Source organism: Hydrogenoanaerobacterium saccharovorans (assembly GCF_016901815.1).
GTDB lineage: Bacteria > Bacillota > Clostridia > Oscillospirales > Ruminococcaceae > Avimicrobium > Avimicrobium caecorum.
Window position 1 is genome coordinate 206,332 of sequence record NZ_JACSNR010000003.1, and the last position, 17,752, is coordinate 224,083.

Here is a 17,752-nt window from a genome sequence, read left to right on the forward strand (position 1 = left end):
GCCTGACCGGGAGGGGGATTTTTTGCCTGCGGAAGCCCGGCGGAGCGCCGAGTGTACCGCCCTGGCTTTCCCGGCACACGCCCCTCGCAGAACGCCCCTCCCACATCTGCCCGGAAGGGGTTAGCTTGCAGGGCTCTCAGCAGATCGCAGGCGCATTGCCCCGCCCCTCCGGCACACGCCCCCACAGCCTTTCCTCCACCTCTCCGGGCACTTCATGGAGAAATCCACCGGGGGATTTTTGTATAAAACCGGGATTGAAGCAGGCTCCGGCAGCTTTTATAATAGAGGAGGGAGCTCCCGCAAAAGCAGGGGCAGAAACCGGAAAACAGGGAGGGAAAACAGCAATGCATCGGATTCTGGAACAGGTCTGTGCCATCGCCGAACGGGAGCGGACAAAATGGCTGCCCGAGGTCACCCCGCGGCAGCTGGAACAGGACGGGGCAGTTTTTTATATGAACAGCCAGAACGGCACCGAATTTGACTGGTATGTCAATGACCGTCTGCCGTCCTTTATGGTGTTTTATAACGACAAGGCAAATCTCGGGGCAGTCAAGCTGCATCTCAACCGGAACGGCACGGTGTCGGTCTATCTCTACGGGGAACAAGGGGCCAGGCTGCAAAAGCAGGAGACACTCCCGGCAGAGTACACCGAGGAGGAGCTTCTCGGGCTGGCGGTGCAGCTGCGGCAGGCGGCGGATGACCAGCGGCGGTGGGACGCCGATATCCGGCTGCTGGCGGCGGATGGAGCTGTTCCGGAGGCCGAAGCGATTCAGCAGTTTCTAAGCCATGGCGAGAGCTATGCAGCCATGCGGCAGCGCCGGATGCTGCTGGCACAGAATGCCATTGTGTCCCGGAAGATCCTGGACGAGGGCTGGAAGGTGGGCTATATGGAGCGCACCGAAACCGACCGGGACGGGGACAGCGGATGGTTTTTCGCTTCGGGCACCGAGGAGCCGGGCTATCTGGACGACTATCATCATCTGGCACTTGTGCCGGTGGGGATTGTATGGCAGCAGTTTGACCCGGATATTTTCCGGTACCTGGACAGTCCCGCAGGCACCCGGCTGATGCGGGTCTCGGAGGATCGCTTTGAGCCGGATCAGCCGGACCGGGAGATCTGTGCTGTCCGGCGGTGAGCGGACTTTTCCAACGCTGCTCCGATGCATGGAGATAGAATACAGGAGGTATAGAATATGGCGCTTTTTCCCTGGAGTAAAAATAAAACCCCCGCCCTGCCGGGGCCATCGGCAGAACTGCCCTGGACTCTGACTGTGGGGGTAGACCCGGGCACCTGTTCTGATCCCACCTGGCAGCAGGTGGAGGAGGGGCTTTATGGCCTGAACCAGGAGCAGGACAGCTTTCTGATCCTGGAGCAGCAGGACCCGCAGAACCCCAATGCCTACTGGTTTATCCAGTGCGCGGTGGCACGGATGGGGCCGGATCAGGGCCGGTATTCGGTGGAGGTCGGCTTCCCGGGCGCCGGGGGCGGGGAACTGTGGGTGCATCTGGTGTCCGACGCCGGACAGGCAGCGGCCTATTTCTCCGCCGCTTATCAGCACAGGAAGATCGACTTCACCGGTTTTGAGAAAGAGGAACTCTGATCCCCGGGCCGCAGACAGGAGGAAACAGAATGGAACACAGCAGACATCTTCCGGACTGGGAGGAGTATAAGGCGATGTCCCGGGAGGAAAAGGCAGCCCTTGCCAAGACCATCGGGACAGAAACCGGCATGGACTATAAGGGAATTGTCCGTTACAGCCGGTGGGGCACGGAACTGGAAACAGCCCTCTATCAGAGGGAGGGGGCGGAGTTTGTGTTCCTGCCGGGCAAGCGGACCGAACTGGGCTGGAATGGCCTGCCGGAGCAGCCGGAGGAGATTCTGCTGCTGGGATAGCGGGAGAGCCGTCCCCATCTGGAGAAACAACAGCGCACAGCAAAGCCCCCTGGATAGAACCAAGTACGGTTCTGTTCCAGGGGGCTTTGCGTTTTGTTATGGGGTGTATCAGAAATCAGCCCGGGAAAGGGCTGCCTGATGCCAGGGGATTATTCGCTGTCCGGGCGGGTCAGCCAGCCGGTGAGGAGCGCAAGTCCTGCCACTGCCAGGGTCCAGGGAGAGGCGAGGACAAAGCCGTTCCAGCCGGTGGTGAGCAGGGCAACGCCCACGGCGCCTGCGGCGGTGAGCACAGCAGGCAGGCGGGACCTGCCCCGGTTCGGATGACGCAGGGCAGCCAGCAGGACAGCGACGGCGGCGCCCACAGCACTGAGCAGCACAAAGGGCTTCCCAGCCGGAATATCTGTGGTGCCGCTGGGTTCTGCCGGCTGTTCCGGAGCCGGCGATTCCGGCTCTTCCGGGGACTCAGGAGCGGCGGAGGTATCCGGTTCCGGTGCTGTCTCCGGAGCCGGGGTGACCGTATTCTCCGGCGGCAGTTCTGCGGGCTCCGATGGGTCGGTCACAGCCGGAGCCGGGGAGTCAGAACTGTCGTCTGAATCGCTGTCATCGCCGCCATGGTCCGGCTGGGCGTTGGAATAGAGCACCGCATAGTCTGAGAACCGCTTCGCAAAGATGGTGAGCACCGTCCGGTCCTCATTGAGGACGAAATATTCGCCCCACTGGTTCCCGGCGGCGGGGATCTCCTCGATCCCGCCGTCGTGCTCCCGCAGCACCCGGTACTCCCGGCAGTTCTGCAGTCCGCCGTCCAGAGGGATCACGATCTCCATGAGCAGATTGCTCTCGGAGATGGGTTCCGTTCCGCCCAGCGAAGCGCCGCTGGCTTCAAACCGGGATTTCTCCAGGGTGAGCGCCAGGGTGAGCCCCTCCCGGAAGCTGCCGGCATTCTGTACCGCCTCTTCCAGGGCGCTGCCCGGTGCCGGACTGGAATCCTGTACGGTCATGCAGATCTCCACCTTGCCGCCGCTTTCCACCAGGGTGCGGTCGGCTTCGGTGTAGACCTGGTCGGGCTGCTGGTCAAAGAGCCGGTCCAGATTGCCCACCACCACATCCGGTGCGCCGTCCAGGACTTTCAGCACCGAATTGGTCTTGCCCCGGGGCAGCCGGATGGTGCACTGGGCCGTTTCAGAGCCGGTGAGCAGGATTTTTTCGGTCTGGGTGATCTCGCCATAGGAGGCCACCAGGTTGTAGGCTCCGGGCGGAAGCTGCCGGAACGCAAAGCTGCCGTCCGCATCGGTGAGGACTTCGTCCAGTTTCTGATTGCCCCGCGTCAGGGTGATCAGGACCTGCCCCGCAGGCTGGGGGTCGGATTCATCGTCCCAGACCACCGAGCCGCCGATCTCGCCGGAGGCTTCGGTCCAGACAGCGGTGAAGGTCACCGCGGATGCCGGCATGGTAAAGCTGGCGCCGGGCTGATAGATCCTGCCGCCGGATTCCCAGCCGATAAACTGGTATCCGGTGCGTTCCAGAGTGCCGGAGCCGGGCAGGAACAGCAGGTTCCCGGCAAGGCTGTCCGGCAGGGAGGGCGGGGTTCCGGTGACCTCCTCAGCGCCGGGCAGGAAGGTGATGGGATAGACCGCCGGTGCGGCAGTCTGATAGATCTCCAGGATTCCCACCGGCTCGGGGGAGCCATCGGCGCTGCCGGTGTGGCGGTAGTTGGGGTCGGTGATCTCCGCCAGGATGGTATAGCGTCCCGGCTCGGTGGGGGCGTCGGTTGCCGGACCGTCTGTGCTCTGATAGCTGAGGGTGAACCGGTCAAACTCCTGTCCCAGGGCCTGGGCGGTGACCCGGGCGGTATGGGGCTGTCCGTCATAGGGGACGCTGTTTTCCGACGACTGGAAGAGAACCGCCGCCGGGCGGATCACAAAGGTGACCGTACCGTTTCCAAGGAGATAGTTGCGGCTTCTCTCGCCCGAAAGCCGGGCAGTGACGCCGGGATAACTGCCGGCGTCGGTCTGTTCGGTAGTCTGGGTCAGGACGGTGACCTTGCCCTGATCCGCCGGGACAACGCCCACCAGTCCGGCAATTTCCGGGGACTGGGGAAGCCCGTTGAAGACGGTGTCCAGCCCCTTCCAGGTGGCGGTGATCCGCCGCTGCGCCACAGTGAACGGCCCGGACTGTACGGTGACAGCCTCATAGTTTCCGGTGGCGGCGAAGGTCACAGCTGCCTGATAGCTTCCGGCTTCAGAGGGGAGGTCGGGTGAGTCATAGGCGGTGCCGTCAGAGAGGGCGCCGGTGTAGCGGAAGGTGAGCGATCCGGTGCCGTTGGTATCCGAAACCACCACCGGCTGGGAGGGGGTGTCCCCGTAGGTCCAGCCCGCTATGGTCACGGAACCGCTTCCCGCTGCCCTGGCAATGTCCACCGTGACATAGCCCGGCTGCGCCAGGGTGTAGTTGACGGCGTCCGCTCCGGTCAGGGCATAGCCGCTCACCGTTACCGGCAGAGCGGTTCCGGCGTCCGGCACGGCAATGCTGCCCCGGGCCCGGGTGCTGTCCAGCGCCGCATCGTCCGGAACCCCGTTCCGGATGACGATGGCGGATTCCTCCAGGCTGCCGCCGGTCAGGGTTACGGCAGTGCTGTCCGGGTCATAGACCCGGTTCTGGGCAGTGACGCCCGCAATGGTCAGCTCCCTGGGAGTCACCGCCACAGAAACGGTGTGCTCCACCGGGGCGTAATTGGAGTCGTCCGGGGTGAATACCACCGTACAGCCTGTGTTTTCCACCGTGGGAATGGCCTCGGGGGTTTTCCAGGCATAGGTGCCCTTCCCCTGCTGGTCGCCGCCGGTGAGGACGCTTTCCCGCAGGGTTTCGCCATAGGTGAGCGCCCCGGCTTCGGGCCAGGTCATGGTGTCGGCCTCGGGATAGGTCGTGCCGGTGATCTCCAGCGTACCGGCCTTCTGTTCCCGCAGACTGCCGTCCATGCCGTCAAACCGGAGGTTGTCATTTTCCAGCGTGAGTATAATGTCATAGCTGCCGGTGTTCACCGGGGTGACAGGCGTTCCGCCCTGCTCATAGCGGACGGTGTAGTCGCTCTCCCGGATGGTCAGCCCCGGGACAGCGGTGCTCACAGTCACCTGTGCCTGCTTCTCCCCGGCGTCATATTCGTGCCGGGTACCGCTCACGGTGCAGGTCACCGGAGCTCTGGCGATGACAGCGGTGACAGTGCCGTCCGCCCGGGCCGAAAGCCCGTAGCTGTCCACGGCTGTGACGGTGCAGGCGCAGGGATATTCCCCGGCACTGGCGGCAGGGAAGGTATGGACGGAGGTGTCCCCAAGGAGCTGCCCGCCCGCGTCGTACCACTGGTAGAAGAAGGTGACGCCGTCCGCGGTATGGGCGGCGCTGGCGGTGAGGGTCAGATCTCCGCCGTTGTAGACAAAGGGCGCTGATTCACTGCCGGGGTAGGCGGCAGATACCGAAACCGAGGGCGCCGACAGGGTCCAGCCGGCGGTGAGGGTGAAATCTCCGGTGACCGGCTGGGCAAAGTCCCAGACAGTGCCGTCCTTCTGCCAGCCGGTGAAGGTATAGCCGGTGCGGTGGGGATTGGCGGTCCGGGCGAGGGTGCCGCCCGAGAGCACCAGACGGTCGGGAAGCGGGTCAATGCCGTCCGACCGGAAGCTGACCCGGTGGAGGGTCACGGTGCGCACGGGGCTTTCGCTTCCGGCGCCGGTGACCGCCTTGAAGGAGTAGGTCCCCGTTTCGGTGAGGGTGAGGGTGTCCGAATCCAGCTGCTGATACCCGCCGCCGTTCTGAGCGTACCAGAGGGTGAGCCCCGAAGCCCCCGCCGTTCCGGCGGAGATGGTCAGGACAGCCTGCTCCTGCTGGTTTTCAAGCCCCTCGGCCTGGGTGACAGTGGGGATAGCCGGAACCGTGCCGTCGGCATGGATCTCCCCGGAGAAGCCCCGGGTGACATTGCCCGCCTGGTCGGTGACCTCATAGTAGAGGTAGCGGTCGCTGCTGCTGGCGGTGGAGACGGTCACCGATTCCGCGGCGGCATGTTCGGTGAGGCCGTCAGTGGGATAGGATGCGTTGTCGCTGGTGAAGCGGGTCCGGACGCTGCCGATGCCGCTGTCCTTGTCCGAGAGGGTGAGGGTGATCTCCGCCATCGGCTGCCAGCCGGAGGGCACTTCGGAGAGCTGTACTTCCGGCGGGGCAGTGTCGATCCCCGACACGGTGAAGCTCTGCCGGGTCTGGTTGCCGGCCTGATCGGTGAGGATCAGGATATAGCTGCCGTTTTCCGGGACGGCAAAGGTGCTGCCGGTGACAGGGATTTCGTCCTCGCTTCCCAGCTTCTTATAGTGCGCCGAAGCCACACCGCTGCCGCCGTAGCCGGTTACTTCCCCGGCTGTATTGTAGAGCGGGGTGAGGTCATCGGTGAGGCCCTGGAGGGTGACGGTCTTTTCGCCGTTGGTCCAGCCGGAGGGCACTGAAATGCCGGTGACCATCGGGCCCTGCCGGTCGATCCAGTTTACCAGCACCGAACTTTCGGCAGAGCGTCCCCGGTTATCCAGCACCGTGATGGTGTAGAGACCGTTCTGGTTCACCGCAAAGCTGCCGGAGAGGTCGCTGGTCTGGGTCTCTGCCGCCGTGGGCAGGCCGTAGAGGGTATAGGGGGTATCTCCGGTTGAGCCGGTGAGCCTCCACTCCAGGGTGACATCGCCGCTGGTCCAGGCAGTGGGCGCTCCGGAGAGGGCCAGGGTCAGGCTGCCGTCCGGGGCGGCCTGGACGGTATAGGCGCCGGAATCCCAGGTGAGGGTATTGCCTGCCCGGTCGGACGCCTTCAGGTGGAGGTAGACGGTTTCAGCATCGGGGTTCTGGCTCTGGTAGTCAAAGAGGTACCGTCCGCCGCTCTCGGCGGCAGTCTGCCAGCCGCCGGAGGGCGCTGAGGCCGAGCCGGTGAAGCAGTACTGCACCGACTGGACGCCCGAGAGGGCATCGCTGATCACGGCGCTGAATACCAGGCCTGCCGCCGGAGGTGTGGCCTGGTTGGGCTCACGCAGTTCCTCCAGAACGGGGGCAGCAGTGTCGATGCCGGTGATCTCCACCGCCTGGGTGAGGGTCTCCTCTCCATGGGTAAGGGTGAAGGAGTACCAGCCGTTCTCGATGACCGTCCGGCTGCCGGTGACAGGCTGTTCCTGTCCGTCCGGGCCGGTCATGGTGACAGCGGCGTCCGCCGGGGTATAGGCAAGGACAATGGTGCGCTCCCTTGCCCAGCCGGTATTGTCCGCCGAGGCGGAGAGGGTGGGCAGCACTGTGTCTGCCGGGAAGGTGAAGGAGGTATACGCATGGGCGGCGGCACCGGTGCCGTCATACTCCGCCAGGATATGCAGGTACCAGGTTTCGCCGCCGGCCTGCCGGGTGGAGAGGGTTTCGCCGCTCCGGAACTCCTGCCAGCCGTTCACCGGGAGGGTTTCGCTCCGGGTCCAGACAAACTTCTGCACGGTGGCGTTCTGTACACTGACAGCAGCGCTGGCGGTGCCGTCGGTCACGCCCTTGTTCTCGATGGAGATGACCGGCACTCTGGTGTCCACCGAGGTATCAATGGAACCGCCCCCCGAGGAGGTGCCGGTGCCGGAATCATCGCACATATCCTTGATGAAGTCCGTGCCTTCAATGGAATCAACCCGGAAGTCAGAGGCTGCGTTCTCCGGTACGGTGCCGGTGAAGTAGAGCACATTGGTGTTTGCGCCGCCGGCGTACTGGAAGCTGCCCCAGCTGGTGCGCAGGCTGACTTGATCCAGACTGCTGTTGATGCCGTTCACGATCTCATCAAAGATCAACGAGACGGTCACCTTGTCGCCGGGCTTATAGGTGGTCTCTGCCATGGGGGCAATGTCCAGAAGCTGGGGCTCCACGGCGTCATAGACCTGGATATGATGCTTTACCTCCTTGGTTACCCATTTGTCGCTGCCGGAGCCGCAGGCACTGAAGCCCACGGTAACCTGTTCGGTGTCCAGCGGCAGGAGGAGCGTATCACCCGACTGACCGCTGCGGTAGTGATAGTCGGTCATGGTGCTGTTGATGGAAAAGCCGCTGGCGGGGAAGCTGTAATCATACCAGTCGGTCTCTTTTTTGTTTTTTCCATGCTCGAACAGGGCGACATAGTACATGCCGGTCTGGTCGATGGAGGAGATGCCGCTGTTGTAGAGCAGCTTGCCTTTCTTATCTACCGCTTCCGGATAGATCCCGAGATCCAGCGCATCGCCGGGCAGGATCTGGATGGCCTGGTAGCCGGACTCCTCTTCCTTGGCCTGGAAGGTGACATAGTACCGCAGGCTCTGGGCGGTATGGGTCCAGTAGTCCGCTCCGTTACGGGTCACCGAGGCTGTCTCCCGGGCGGATGTGTCGTTGCCGACGCCATCCTTATACCAGCCCCACCCGTCTGTGTCCTTATCGCCCCGGGGCCGTTCCCACTGAGCGCCCTCTTTCGTGTATTCCTCGAACCACGCGGAGTCGGCTTTCCTGCCGGTGGGCAGGGTGCGCGCGGCAAAGCGGGTATCGCCCAGCGCGGCGCCGCCCTCCACCCGGAAGATCTCCACCTGGTAGGTGCGGTCGGCATTTGTGTATGCGGTAGCGGGCTCATCGGCGCTGTATGCGGTGTTGGCGCCCATTTCGTTGATGGTGATGACGGCGCTTGTCTGCCCCTCCTGAAGGGTGACAGTGCCGGACTGGTGCTCAAAGTGGGTGCCGCCCACGGCAGAGCCGTTCACCGTGCGGTACGAGACCGTCTGTACCCCGTCGGTGCCGTCCCGGGAGACGGTAAAGGTGTTGCCGCCGTTATTCTTGATGGTGACGGTGCCGTAGTTTTTGGCGCCGATGGAGAAGGTGATCTGCTGGCTGTAATAGGTGGTGCCGTCGGCGATGAGATAGGCCCGGGCATAGTAGGAAACCCCGTCCGCGATCTCAGCCCGGGCGGTGATGTTCTCCCCCTTGCCCGCCGGGGCAGAGGTATGGGAAGCGCCATTGTTGACGGTGAGGGTGGGGTTCTGCATGACGCCCCATACAAAGCCGGTTTCGGTCACAGTGAGGCCGCCGTCCGAAATGAGGACAGCGCTGAGGTCAAAGGTATTGCTCTCCCCCTGGCGCGCAGCCGAAGGAGTTCCCAGCTGCAATGGCTGGACGGCGGAGAGCAGCGTCACGGTTCTGGGTTCCGAGGTATTCCCGGCGTGGTCGGTGGCAGTGAGGGCGGCAGAGCTGCCGTCCGCTGCCAGTTCGCACTGGATTGCGGCAACACCGGCAAAGGCCTCATCTCCGCCTGGGGAGACGGTGTCGGAGGCGGAGGCCAGAGCCAGTACCTGTGCCCGGATCTCCTCCTGGGAGGCTCCTCCGGGGACTTTCAGCGTATTGGAGGAAACGGTTACCACCGGCGGTTCCCGGTCGATGTTGGAAACGCTGGCCTGTATGGGAATGGTGATGGTCTTTTCCACGCCGTCCAGGGTATAGGCAACGGTGATCTCCGCCGGTTGATCCGCAACATTTTCGGTGAGCGCCACCTCCGCCCGGTCGGTGCCGGAAGCCGGAGTATCGGTCAGCCCGCTGATGGTGAGGCTTTTGGCGGTCATGCCCTCGAGCATGGTGGCTTCAGCTGTGAAAGTGACTTCCTGAACGGCCTTGTTGGCGGGGGTGACGCCGTACTGGATCAGGGGATACTGTTCCGCCGCGGCGTCCGGGCCGGCATAGTACCAGGAAGCCTCGTCCCGGGCGAGGATCTGTTCGGTGACGGGGTCCTTGAGCAGGCCCACTACCCGGTAGGTGCCGCTTTCGGTGCCGGTGGGCAGGGTGAGCAGCGCCTGGTCGGTGAGGGCCCCGCTGCCGCTGGGACTGCCGAAGGCTGCTGCCAGTGAGTTGCCCTTCTGGTCAAGCAGGGTGTATTCAGTCTTGTAGTCCTGGTCGCCCTGGGCCTGGATCTGCAGGTAAACCGGCAGGCTTACATCCGGTTCATCGTCCGGCCCCCGGGCGATGATGGGGGTGCCCAGTTCCAGCGAAAAAGACTCCAGGGTATCCGGTTTTTCACCGCCGTCCAGCAGCAGCTGGAACCAGTCGATCTTCACCACCCAGCCCTCGCTGACGGTGATCTCCACATAGTTGCTGCCGCTTTGGATCAGGTCCACCGGCACTTCCAGCACAGTGGTGTTCCAGGAGGCATTGGTACCCGAGAGCTGCCCGATGGGAGTTCCATTCCAGGTGACAATGTCGGTTTCGCCGCCCTCCTCGTCCACATCGTAGGCCTTGATGGCAAGGTAGGCGTTTTCCTGGGGAAGTTTTTCAGCGGGCACCTCCAGACGCACTTCGATGGGGTGCTGGCTGTATTTCGGGCCGAGAATACGGTCCATGTCGTCATCCGGTTTGCCGCGGTGGGCGTTGTCCTCATTGTCCTCCCCCAGCAGGATGGTGCTGCCGCTGAGCCCCCGGGTGAGCAGCATGGCGCTCTGCAGCGAGGAATAGCCCTCGTCCACCAGCGTCTCCAGACTGAGCAGCTCCGGGTCGGGGTCGCTGGCAGCTGCCGGGTCGGATTCCATCTCCTCCGGAGAATCCAGTTCTGCCTCACCCTCTTCCCCGGGGACAGTCTCCCCATCCGGGAGCGGCTCTGTACCGGAGTCAGTCTCCCCGTCCGGAGCAGGGGTTTTCACAGGCGGTTTCTCCTGGGAGGTCAGACCGCCGCAGGATTCATCATGGACATGGGTGCATTCGGTCACGGCGGTATAGCAGCTTCCGGAATGGGTGTGTTCCCCGGATTCCTCCAGGGGGCAGGTCAGTTCCAGACGGGTGCAGTCCTCGCCGCAGATGTGGGTGCAGCCGCTGTCCGGGGTGTCAGACGGGAGTTCCCCGGTCTGTTCCGGCACAGCCCCGCCGGACAGTTCCGCATAACTGCCGGACTGGGCATACACACTGGGACAGCAGGAAGACCCTGCGATCACCGCCGCAAGCAAAACAGACAGGATTCGATGGCGCAACTTGTTCATAAAAGCCTCCTCGCAGATAAAAAAGGCAGCAGTCCTCTGCTTAAACTGAGAGGATCAGCTGCACTTGACGGCTTGTTAGCCTTATGCTATTTTAAGTTTAGCTTCAGGGTGAAAATTTTGTATGGTTTGTGCAAAATTGATCTGAATTTGCGTCATATTTGACGGTATGGAAGGAGGCAGCCGGCCCGATGAAAATAGCAGTCTGTGATGACCGCCCGGAACATCTCAAAAAAATCCGGGAACTTCTGGAAAAATATCAGCAGACCCATCCGGGACTGGAGAGCCAGGCAGAGTATTTTCTCAGCGGAGCAGAGCTTCTGGACCAGGCGGAGGAGCGGGGCGGATATGACCTCTATCTTCTGGATATTCTCATGCCGGGGGAGAATGGGATCTCGGTGGGGAAACGGCTGCGTCAGATGGGAAAGCAGGGAGAACTGATCTTCCTCACCAGTTCCAACGACTATGCCGCTGACAGTTATGAGGTCCGGGCCTTTTTCTATCTGCTCAAGCCGGTGGAGGAGGAAAAGCTGTTCCGGGTGCTGGATCAGGCGGTGGAAAAGCTGACCCAGCAGCAGAAAAAGACCATGCTGCTGGAGACCCGGGAGGGAACCCGATGTATTCCGCTGGGCCGGATTCTCTATGCGGAGCGGGCCGGACGGGTGATGCGCTGTCACTGCACCGATGGGGTTCTGGATTCCCAGACCCTGCGGATGCCCTTCCGGGAAGCCGCGGCGCCGCTGCTGGCAGACCCGCGGTTTTATCTGTGCGGTGCCAGTTTTGTGCTGAACTTCCGGCATGTCACCGGTATCAAGGGGCAGGAGGCGCTGCTGGACAATGGTGAGGCCCTGACCCTGCCCCGGACAGCGGCAGTGGAGTTCAAACGGGCCTGGGGAGACTATTGGCTGAAGGAGAATGCCAGATGGATCATGTGATGTTCCTGTTGTTCCGGGCTTATTTCATCACCCTGATGACAGTGGGAATGATGGCGAGTCTGACCGAGTTCCGTTTCGGGCGCCGGAAGCTGCTGGGAATTATGGCAGTGTACAGTGCCTGGGTGGTGGGTTCCAGCCTGGCGCTGCTGTATTTCGGGGGAGAACTGCTGCTGCTCCGGCTGTTTTTGATTACCATCTCGGCTCCGGCGACCTTCCTCACCTACTGGGCAGCCAATGATACCCCGTCCCAGGCGGTTTTCAACTATATGACCCAGATCCTGCTGTCGGTGCTGGCGGCATCGGTGATCCGTCATATCACCAGCGTACTGGGCCTGTCGGCGCTGATGAATATCCTGCTGATGGGAATATTCTATGGCACAGCCATCTATCTGGAATGGCGCTTCCTGCGCAAACCGTTCCGGGTGCTGATCCAGGCAATTCCCGCCCATTGGGGAATCCTGACCCTGATCCCCTGTGTATTCTGCGCCTATCTCATCTTTGTGGCGTCCTGGCCGGGCAGCTATCTGGACAACCCGGTGCAGATGATCTATGCCTATGCCGCGGTAGTTCCGCTGGTGGTTGTGTATATTGCGGTGTTCCGGAGCCTTCTGGGACAGTACCGCATCCAGATGGAACGGCAGAATGCGGCGCTGTTGACGGTGCAGATCTCAGCTCTCCGGGAGAAGCTGCATGAGATGGAAGAGGTGGAGGAGAGAATCCGGGTGCAGCGGCATGATCTGCGCCATCAGCTCCAGACCGCTGCCGAACTGCTGTCCCGGGGAGACCGGGAATCGGCGCTGAATTTCCTGGATACAGCCCGGAAGCGGCTGGACGAGCGCAGGGAGATCCACTGGTGCCGGTCGCCGGTGCTGGATGCTGTATTTTCCTCCTGTTTTGCCCAGGCACAGGGTCAGGGGGTTCTGGTGGAGGCAAAGATCTCCCTGCCGGAACAGCTGCCGGTGGACGAAGGAGAGCTTGCCATTGTGATCGCCAATGCCCTGGAGAATGCCCTCCATGCCAATCTGGCTCTGCCCCGGGAGAACCGCAGGATCTCCTGCCGGATGATCGGCTATCCCGACCTCATGCTGGAGATTGTCAACCCGTTCTGCACGGCGGTGCGGTTTGATGAGGAGGGCTTCCCTGTCTCCCCGAAGGAGGGGCATGGCCTGGGAACCCAGTCCATCCGGTACTTCTGCCGGAAGTATGGAGCCGTGTGCCATTGGGAGACAAAAGACGAGCAGTTTGTGTTCCGCCTGATTCTCTGAGCCAAAAACAGCGATAAAAAGGGCTCCGCAGGGATTTTCTGCGGGGCCTTTTTTGTGATGGAAGGGATCTCCTGCACGGACAGGGTAAAGCAATCGGTGAGCATCAGCGTCGGGATTTTCCGTAAATCCTGCCGCTGCGTGAGACAGTTTCCGGACGGCATTGCCGGTCTGCGGGCTGCGATGGGTTTCCCTGGCCCGGAATGATCCGGCGGCGTCTGCCTGTATTCCCTGCCTCCTGCCGTTGAAGTCCCCTGGGAAACTGCTATAATAGGGGGAGAGAAGCGCTGCCTGCACCATTTGGGAAGGAGAGGATCTTATGTGGAAAAATCGTCTGCTCTGTCTGGGACTGGTGCTTTGCCTGCTGCTTGCGGGCTGCTCCGCGCAGCGGGGAGAGTCTGAGTCGTCCCAATCTTCTGAGCCCGACTCCCAGTCTTCTGAATCCGGTTCCCAGACCTCCGAACCGGCGGAAGAGAAACCGGCTCTGCCCATCCAGGACAGCACCGGCTGGTCGGAGGGCATGGCTCAGATCATAGAAACTGCGGCGGAGTATTTCATCGAGCAGCGGGACGGGGTTTCGGACGGCGAACTGACCGAAGCGGATGTGACCCGGCTGTGGTACCTGGTCAATACCATCTATGATGCCGATGATGTGGCCTTTGCAGATGAGATGGCAGCACCGCCCGAAGGTGTTCCTGCCGGCATTCTGTCCAAGTTCGTGGATTTTGATGAAGCCACCCGGTATCTTTTCACCAGCCATGGCCTGGAGCAGCTGCTCTCGGCCGAGATGGCAGGAGAGCCCTATATCTATCAGGCGGAGAATGGAGAGGTCTATCACCGCGGGCCGTATAAGACCGGTTATTCCTATCAGAATACCATGACTGGCTATCGGGTTGTCAGCAGCAGTCCGGACAGCGCCCAGGTGGAGGTATCCTGGAGAATCGCAGCCCCACTGGACTGGGAAGGGGAGTGCCCCGAAGCCTTTACGACCCTGGTTCTGAAGCGGGAGGACAACCGCTGGAAGGTGGACAGTTATAACTTCCCGGAGGCGAGCTATCCTGAGGAGTTCACCATCACCGAGGAGATCCGGGTAAAGCTCACAGACGGAGTGCAGGAAACAACCCTTTCGGATGCCGCTGAAAAGGAACAGATTGTCGCCCGTCTGAGGGGACTGACCCTGGGAACCGTCGTCCAGGAGGCGCCGGCCCAGGACTGCATTGCCATAGAGGCAGTGGACAATGGCGCAGTTTATCACAGGTCGGTGGCGCCGGACGGTCGTGTATGGGATACCCTCTACGCCGACGGGGAGTGGGTTCTCTACCAGGCCGATTCCTCCTTCTATCAGGGGCTTCAGAGCCTTCTGGCATAAAATCCGTAAAAACCAGCCGGGATTTCCCCGGCTGGTTTTTTGCTGCGCAGAGCTGTCCGCCCCGGAGGAGCAAAGCCCCTGTTCCCAGACGCTTCCACACGGAAGTCAGCCCGGGCAAAAAGAAAAAGGCACCCGTCCGGATGCCTTTTGTCAGAAATATTCTTCTGTGGTTTTACAGGAAAAGGCTGTGCGTCTCGGTTTCGCCGGGAGCAGCTCTCCGGCTGTTTCACGCCAGTTCCAGATAGAGCGCCGCCAGATCCAGGGTGGCGTGCAGGGCATCCAGATGGGTGCGCTCCATGCCATGGGAGGCGTGTACGCCCGGGCCGATGAGAGCAGCCCGGCAGTCCATACCGGCGTGCCAGGCAGCACCGACATCCGAGCCATAGTGGGGGTAGATGTCCACCGAATAGTCCACCTGATGTTCCTTTGCCAGCTTTACCAGCCGGCTGACCATGTCATAGTCATAGGGGCCGCCATTGTCCTTGGCGCAGATGGAAACCTGATATTCGGTGCAGCCCAGATCCTCGCCGATGCAGCCCATATCCACTGCCAGCAGCTCGTCCACAACAGGCAGGGTGGCGCCGCCGTGTCCCACCTCCTCATGGACAGTAAAGGTGAGATAGGTTTCGTACCGGGGCAGGGTTCCGGTTTCACGCATCTGCCACAGCAGGGTCAGCAGACAGGCGGCACTGGCTTTGTCGTCCAGGAACCGGGACTTGACAAAGCCGCTCCCGGTGACAACCGTCTTGGGATCATAACAGACATAGTCGCCGGCGGCAATGCCCAGAGCCAGGACGTCCTCCTTGTTGTGTACCTTTTCATCGATGCGCACTGCCATATTCTTTTCGTCCCGGGGGCGGGTGGCGGCGTCGTCCTGCACATGAACCGACGGCGACAGGCTGAGCACAGTACCGGTATATACCTTGCCTTCCCGGGTGTAGATGCGGCAGTATTCACCGTCCAGGGTGGGCAGCAGCGGGCCGCCGACCTTGGTGACCATCAGCATGCCGTCCGCGGTGACCGAACGCACCATCAGGCCCAGGGTATCCACATGGGCGCAGAGCCCCACCTTGTGTCCGCTCTCCCGACCGGGCACTGTGATGACCAGATTGCCCTTGTTGGTGCGATGGGCGTCAAATCCCAGTTCCCGGGCGATCTCCTCTGCCACAGTCACGACCCGTTCAGTAAAGCCGGTGGGGCTGTCCTGTCCCAGCAGCTTCTGCAGCGTATCCACCAGAAAGGCCTGACGTGCCTCTCCCTGCATCTTTTCCTCTGTCATATCTAAGCCCTCTCTTCATGATAAAATATCCGGTTCCATCTTACAAAAAAAGTCGCTTGTTGGCAAGAGGCGGTTCGGGAGAAGCATGTCCGGGCCAGACAGAGGGGAGATCTCACAGGATCAGACGCAGCCGGAACCAGCCATCTGTCAGGTCGAACTGACAGACCGCTCCGTTTTTATGGCAAAACGCGGAGATGGACTGTACTCCCAGACCATGCCCCTTTCTCTGAGCGATGGGGAGGCCGTTGCTGTCAAAGACTACATCGTCAGCGCATGGATTGGAAAGCTCCAGCATAACGCCGGGAGTCCCCACCATCCTGCACCGGATCTTCCGCTGCTTCGTGGGCAGCAGGAGATTGGCATGGATGGCATTTTCCAGGGCGTTTGCCAGGACAATCGCAAGCTCTCCTTCGTCCACCGGAAGGGTGTCGGGCAGGGAAATATCTGCCTCCACCGGGATATCCTGATTCTGCGCCTGGTCAAAGTAGGAGGAAAACACAGCATTCAGAACAGGCGGACGGCACCATCGGATCAGTTTGTGTTCATCCAGCCGCCTCTGGGTGGCATCCAGGAAGTCCAGGGCGGATTTTTCTTCCCCCCGGGCTACCATCTCCATCACAGCCTGGATGCGATGGCGCAGGTCATGGCGCTCGGCGCGGATGATGTCCTCTGCGGCTTTTACCGCTTCCATCCGGCTCTGGAGCGCGGACAGCTGCAATGCGGCAAGCTGTGCGTTGTTCCGGGCTTCCGCCTCCTTGCGGATGCGGGAGAAGAAAAATAGCAGAATGGCATAGAATCCCACCATCAGCAGGGAGATCGCAGGCTTGAGAATGGTGCTGGTGAGCTCTGAACCGACATAGCCGGGGATCAGGTAGATCACGATCGTATAGTAACCAGCCATTACCAGACACATCAGCCACCAGCCGTGCTGCAGTTCCATCAGAATCTGGAAGAACAGGGGACGCAGTACCCGGATCAGGAGCAGCAGTACTCCGATGGTGAGAACCGCGCAGGACAGGATCAATACCAGGAGGTTCCGACCGGAGAAGTAGAAGGCGAGCGCAGAGCCATGCAGAATCACAGTACAGAACAGAATGGCAGAGAGCAGCTGGAAGATCAGCCGCCATCCCCGGAAGCGGCTGAGTACCAGAATGAGCAGCAGTGATGGCACATGGGCGAGCAGGGGATAGAGCCAGAGAGTGGCTTTCAGGCCGGCTGTCCGGTAGACAACCGCCACAGCAATCATGGCAGCGAACATGGTGCTGTAAACTGCCAGAACAGTCCGGCGTCGGGAGTACCGGCTGTCCAGAAACAGCAGGACCATGTTCATTCCCAGAACGGTCATATATTCCATCATGCCAAATTCAATCATTTCTGTCCCTTCCCCTGCTGGCAGTAAGCCGGATTTCCGGAAACTTCCGGCCTGTTGCTTTTAGAATACCAGAATGCAGAGGTCTGTACAATGGAAAACTTCCGCACCTGAACGGGCGGCCTTTGGATTGTGAACTGTGGTCTGCGGCATGGGAAGGCGTGCCGGCCATTCTTTCCGGCTCCCCTGTATGGGGCCTGGATTTGGGTCAGGAGCCGGGAAAACCGAAGTCCATTTTCCCTCTGAAAACAGACCATCCGAGAGCAGGAAAATTCCGGAAGCCGCATAGACTGGACATCAAGACGGTCTCGGGCATGCTGGGGCATTACAGCGCCGGCTTCACTCTGGACACCTACGCCCATGTGACCACCGCAGCCCAGCGGCAGGCAGCCGATGTGATGGGGAATGTCCTCTCGGGCGCTTTCTGAATCGCTCCGGATCTTTTCGCATCTGGGTCAGAATCTGGGTCAGAAGCGATTCCGGGCAAAAAGAAAAAACCGATGAAACCATGGTTTCATCGTTTTTTGTGTAAAGAAAACCACGCGATAGTCGCGTGGTTCAAAAGAGCTTAAGCGGTGAAAAAGATAAAAAAACTCCTAATGTGTTAAAGTAAAAGTGTGACCTGCCAGTTAC

Annotated in this window: 10 protein-coding genes; 7 read left to right on the forward strand and 3 right to left on the reverse strand. The window is 61.3% G+C overall.

The features are described from left to right. The first annotated feature begins 344 nt into the window (after nucleotides 1-344). Genes H9X81_RS04595 through H9X81_RS04605 form a run of 3 tightly spaced genes read left to right on the forward strand, consistent with a single transcriptional unit; the run spans nucleotide 345 to nucleotide 1,894 of the window. Nucleotides 345-1,136 (forward strand): immunity protein Imm33 domain-containing protein, encoded by a 792-nt coding sequence (locus H9X81_RS04595; RefSeq protein WP_204720193.1) that lies wholly within the window; start codon nucleotides 345-347, stop codon nucleotides 1,134-1,136. A 57-nt stretch (nucleotides 1,137-1,193) separates the two neighbouring features. Next, a complete protein-coding gene (locus H9X81_RS04600) occupies nucleotides 1,194-1,601 on the forward strand; it encodes a hypothetical protein (protein ID WP_191392903.1) in 408 nt (135 codons plus the stop codon). A 29-nt stretch (nucleotides 1,602-1,630) separates the two neighbouring features. Then, on the forward strand, nucleotides 1,631-1,894 hold the full coding sequence (locus H9X81_RS04605; RefSeq protein ID WP_204720195.1) for a hypothetical protein: 264 nt from the start codon (nucleotides 1,631-1,633) through the stop codon (nucleotides 1,892-1,894). Nucleotides 1,895-2,043: 149 nt separating this feature from the next. Here the strand turns inward: H9X81_RS04605 and H9X81_RS04610 are convergent, their stop codons facing one another. Next, nucleotides 2,044-10,908, reverse strand: coding sequence for a YDG domain-containing protein (locus H9X81_RS04610; protein WP_204720198.1), 8,865 nt, complete (start codon nucleotides 10,906-10,908; stop codon nucleotides 2,044-2,046). A gap of 188 nt (nucleotides 10,909-11,096) precedes the next feature. On the opposite strand from H9X81_RS04610, the gene H9X81_RS04615 reads away from it, so the two are divergent. The 3 genes from H9X81_RS04615 (at nucleotide 11,097) to H9X81_RS04625 (ending at nucleotide 14,471) form a co-directional block, all read left to right on the forward strand. Next, nucleotides 11,097-11,840 carry a LytR/AlgR family response regulator transcription factor gene (locus tag H9X81_RS04615; protein WP_204720200.1) on the forward strand — a complete coding sequence of 248 codons (744 nt, stop codon included), beginning with the start codon at nucleotides 11,097-11,099 and terminating at the stop codon, nucleotides 11,838-11,840. After that, nucleotides 11,828-13,105 (forward strand): sensor histidine kinase, encoded by a 1,278-nt coding sequence (locus H9X81_RS04620; protein WP_204720202.1) that lies wholly within the window; start codon nucleotides 11,828-11,830, stop codon nucleotides 13,103-13,105. Before H9X81_RS04615 ends, H9X81_RS04620 begins: the two co-directional genes overlap by 13 nt. Nucleotides 13,106-13,421: 316 nt before the next feature. After that, a complete protein-coding gene (locus tag H9X81_RS04625) occupies nucleotides 13,422-14,471 on the forward strand; it encodes a hypothetical protein (protein WP_204720204.1) in 1,050 nt (349 codons plus the stop codon). Nucleotides 14,472-14,697: 226 nt separating this feature from the next. On the opposite strand, the gene H9X81_RS04630 is transcribed toward H9X81_RS04625, so the two are convergent. Next, nucleotides 14,698-15,750: a M42 family metallopeptidase gene (locus tag H9X81_RS04630; RefSeq protein WP_243424007.1), complete on the reverse strand. Its 1,053-nt coding sequence runs from the start codon at nucleotides 15,748-15,750 to the stop codon at nucleotides 14,698-14,700. A 112-nt stretch (nucleotides 15,751-15,862) separates the two neighbouring features. Next, nucleotides 15,863-17,122, reverse strand: a complete 1,260-nt coding sequence (locus tag H9X81_RS04635; RefSeq protein WP_204720206.1) for a sensor histidine kinase — start codon at nucleotides 17,120-17,122, stop codon at nucleotides 15,863-15,865. A gap of 200 nt (nucleotides 17,123-17,322) precedes the next feature. On the opposite strand from H9X81_RS04635, the gene H9X81_RS11790 reads away from it, so the two are divergent. Beyond that, complete coding sequence (locus H9X81_RS11790; RefSeq protein WP_243424008.1) at nucleotides 17,323-17,547, forward strand: hypothetical protein; 225 nt, start codon at nucleotides 17,323-17,325, stop codon at nucleotides 17,545-17,547. Nucleotides 17,548-17,752: the final 205 nt, after the last annotated feature.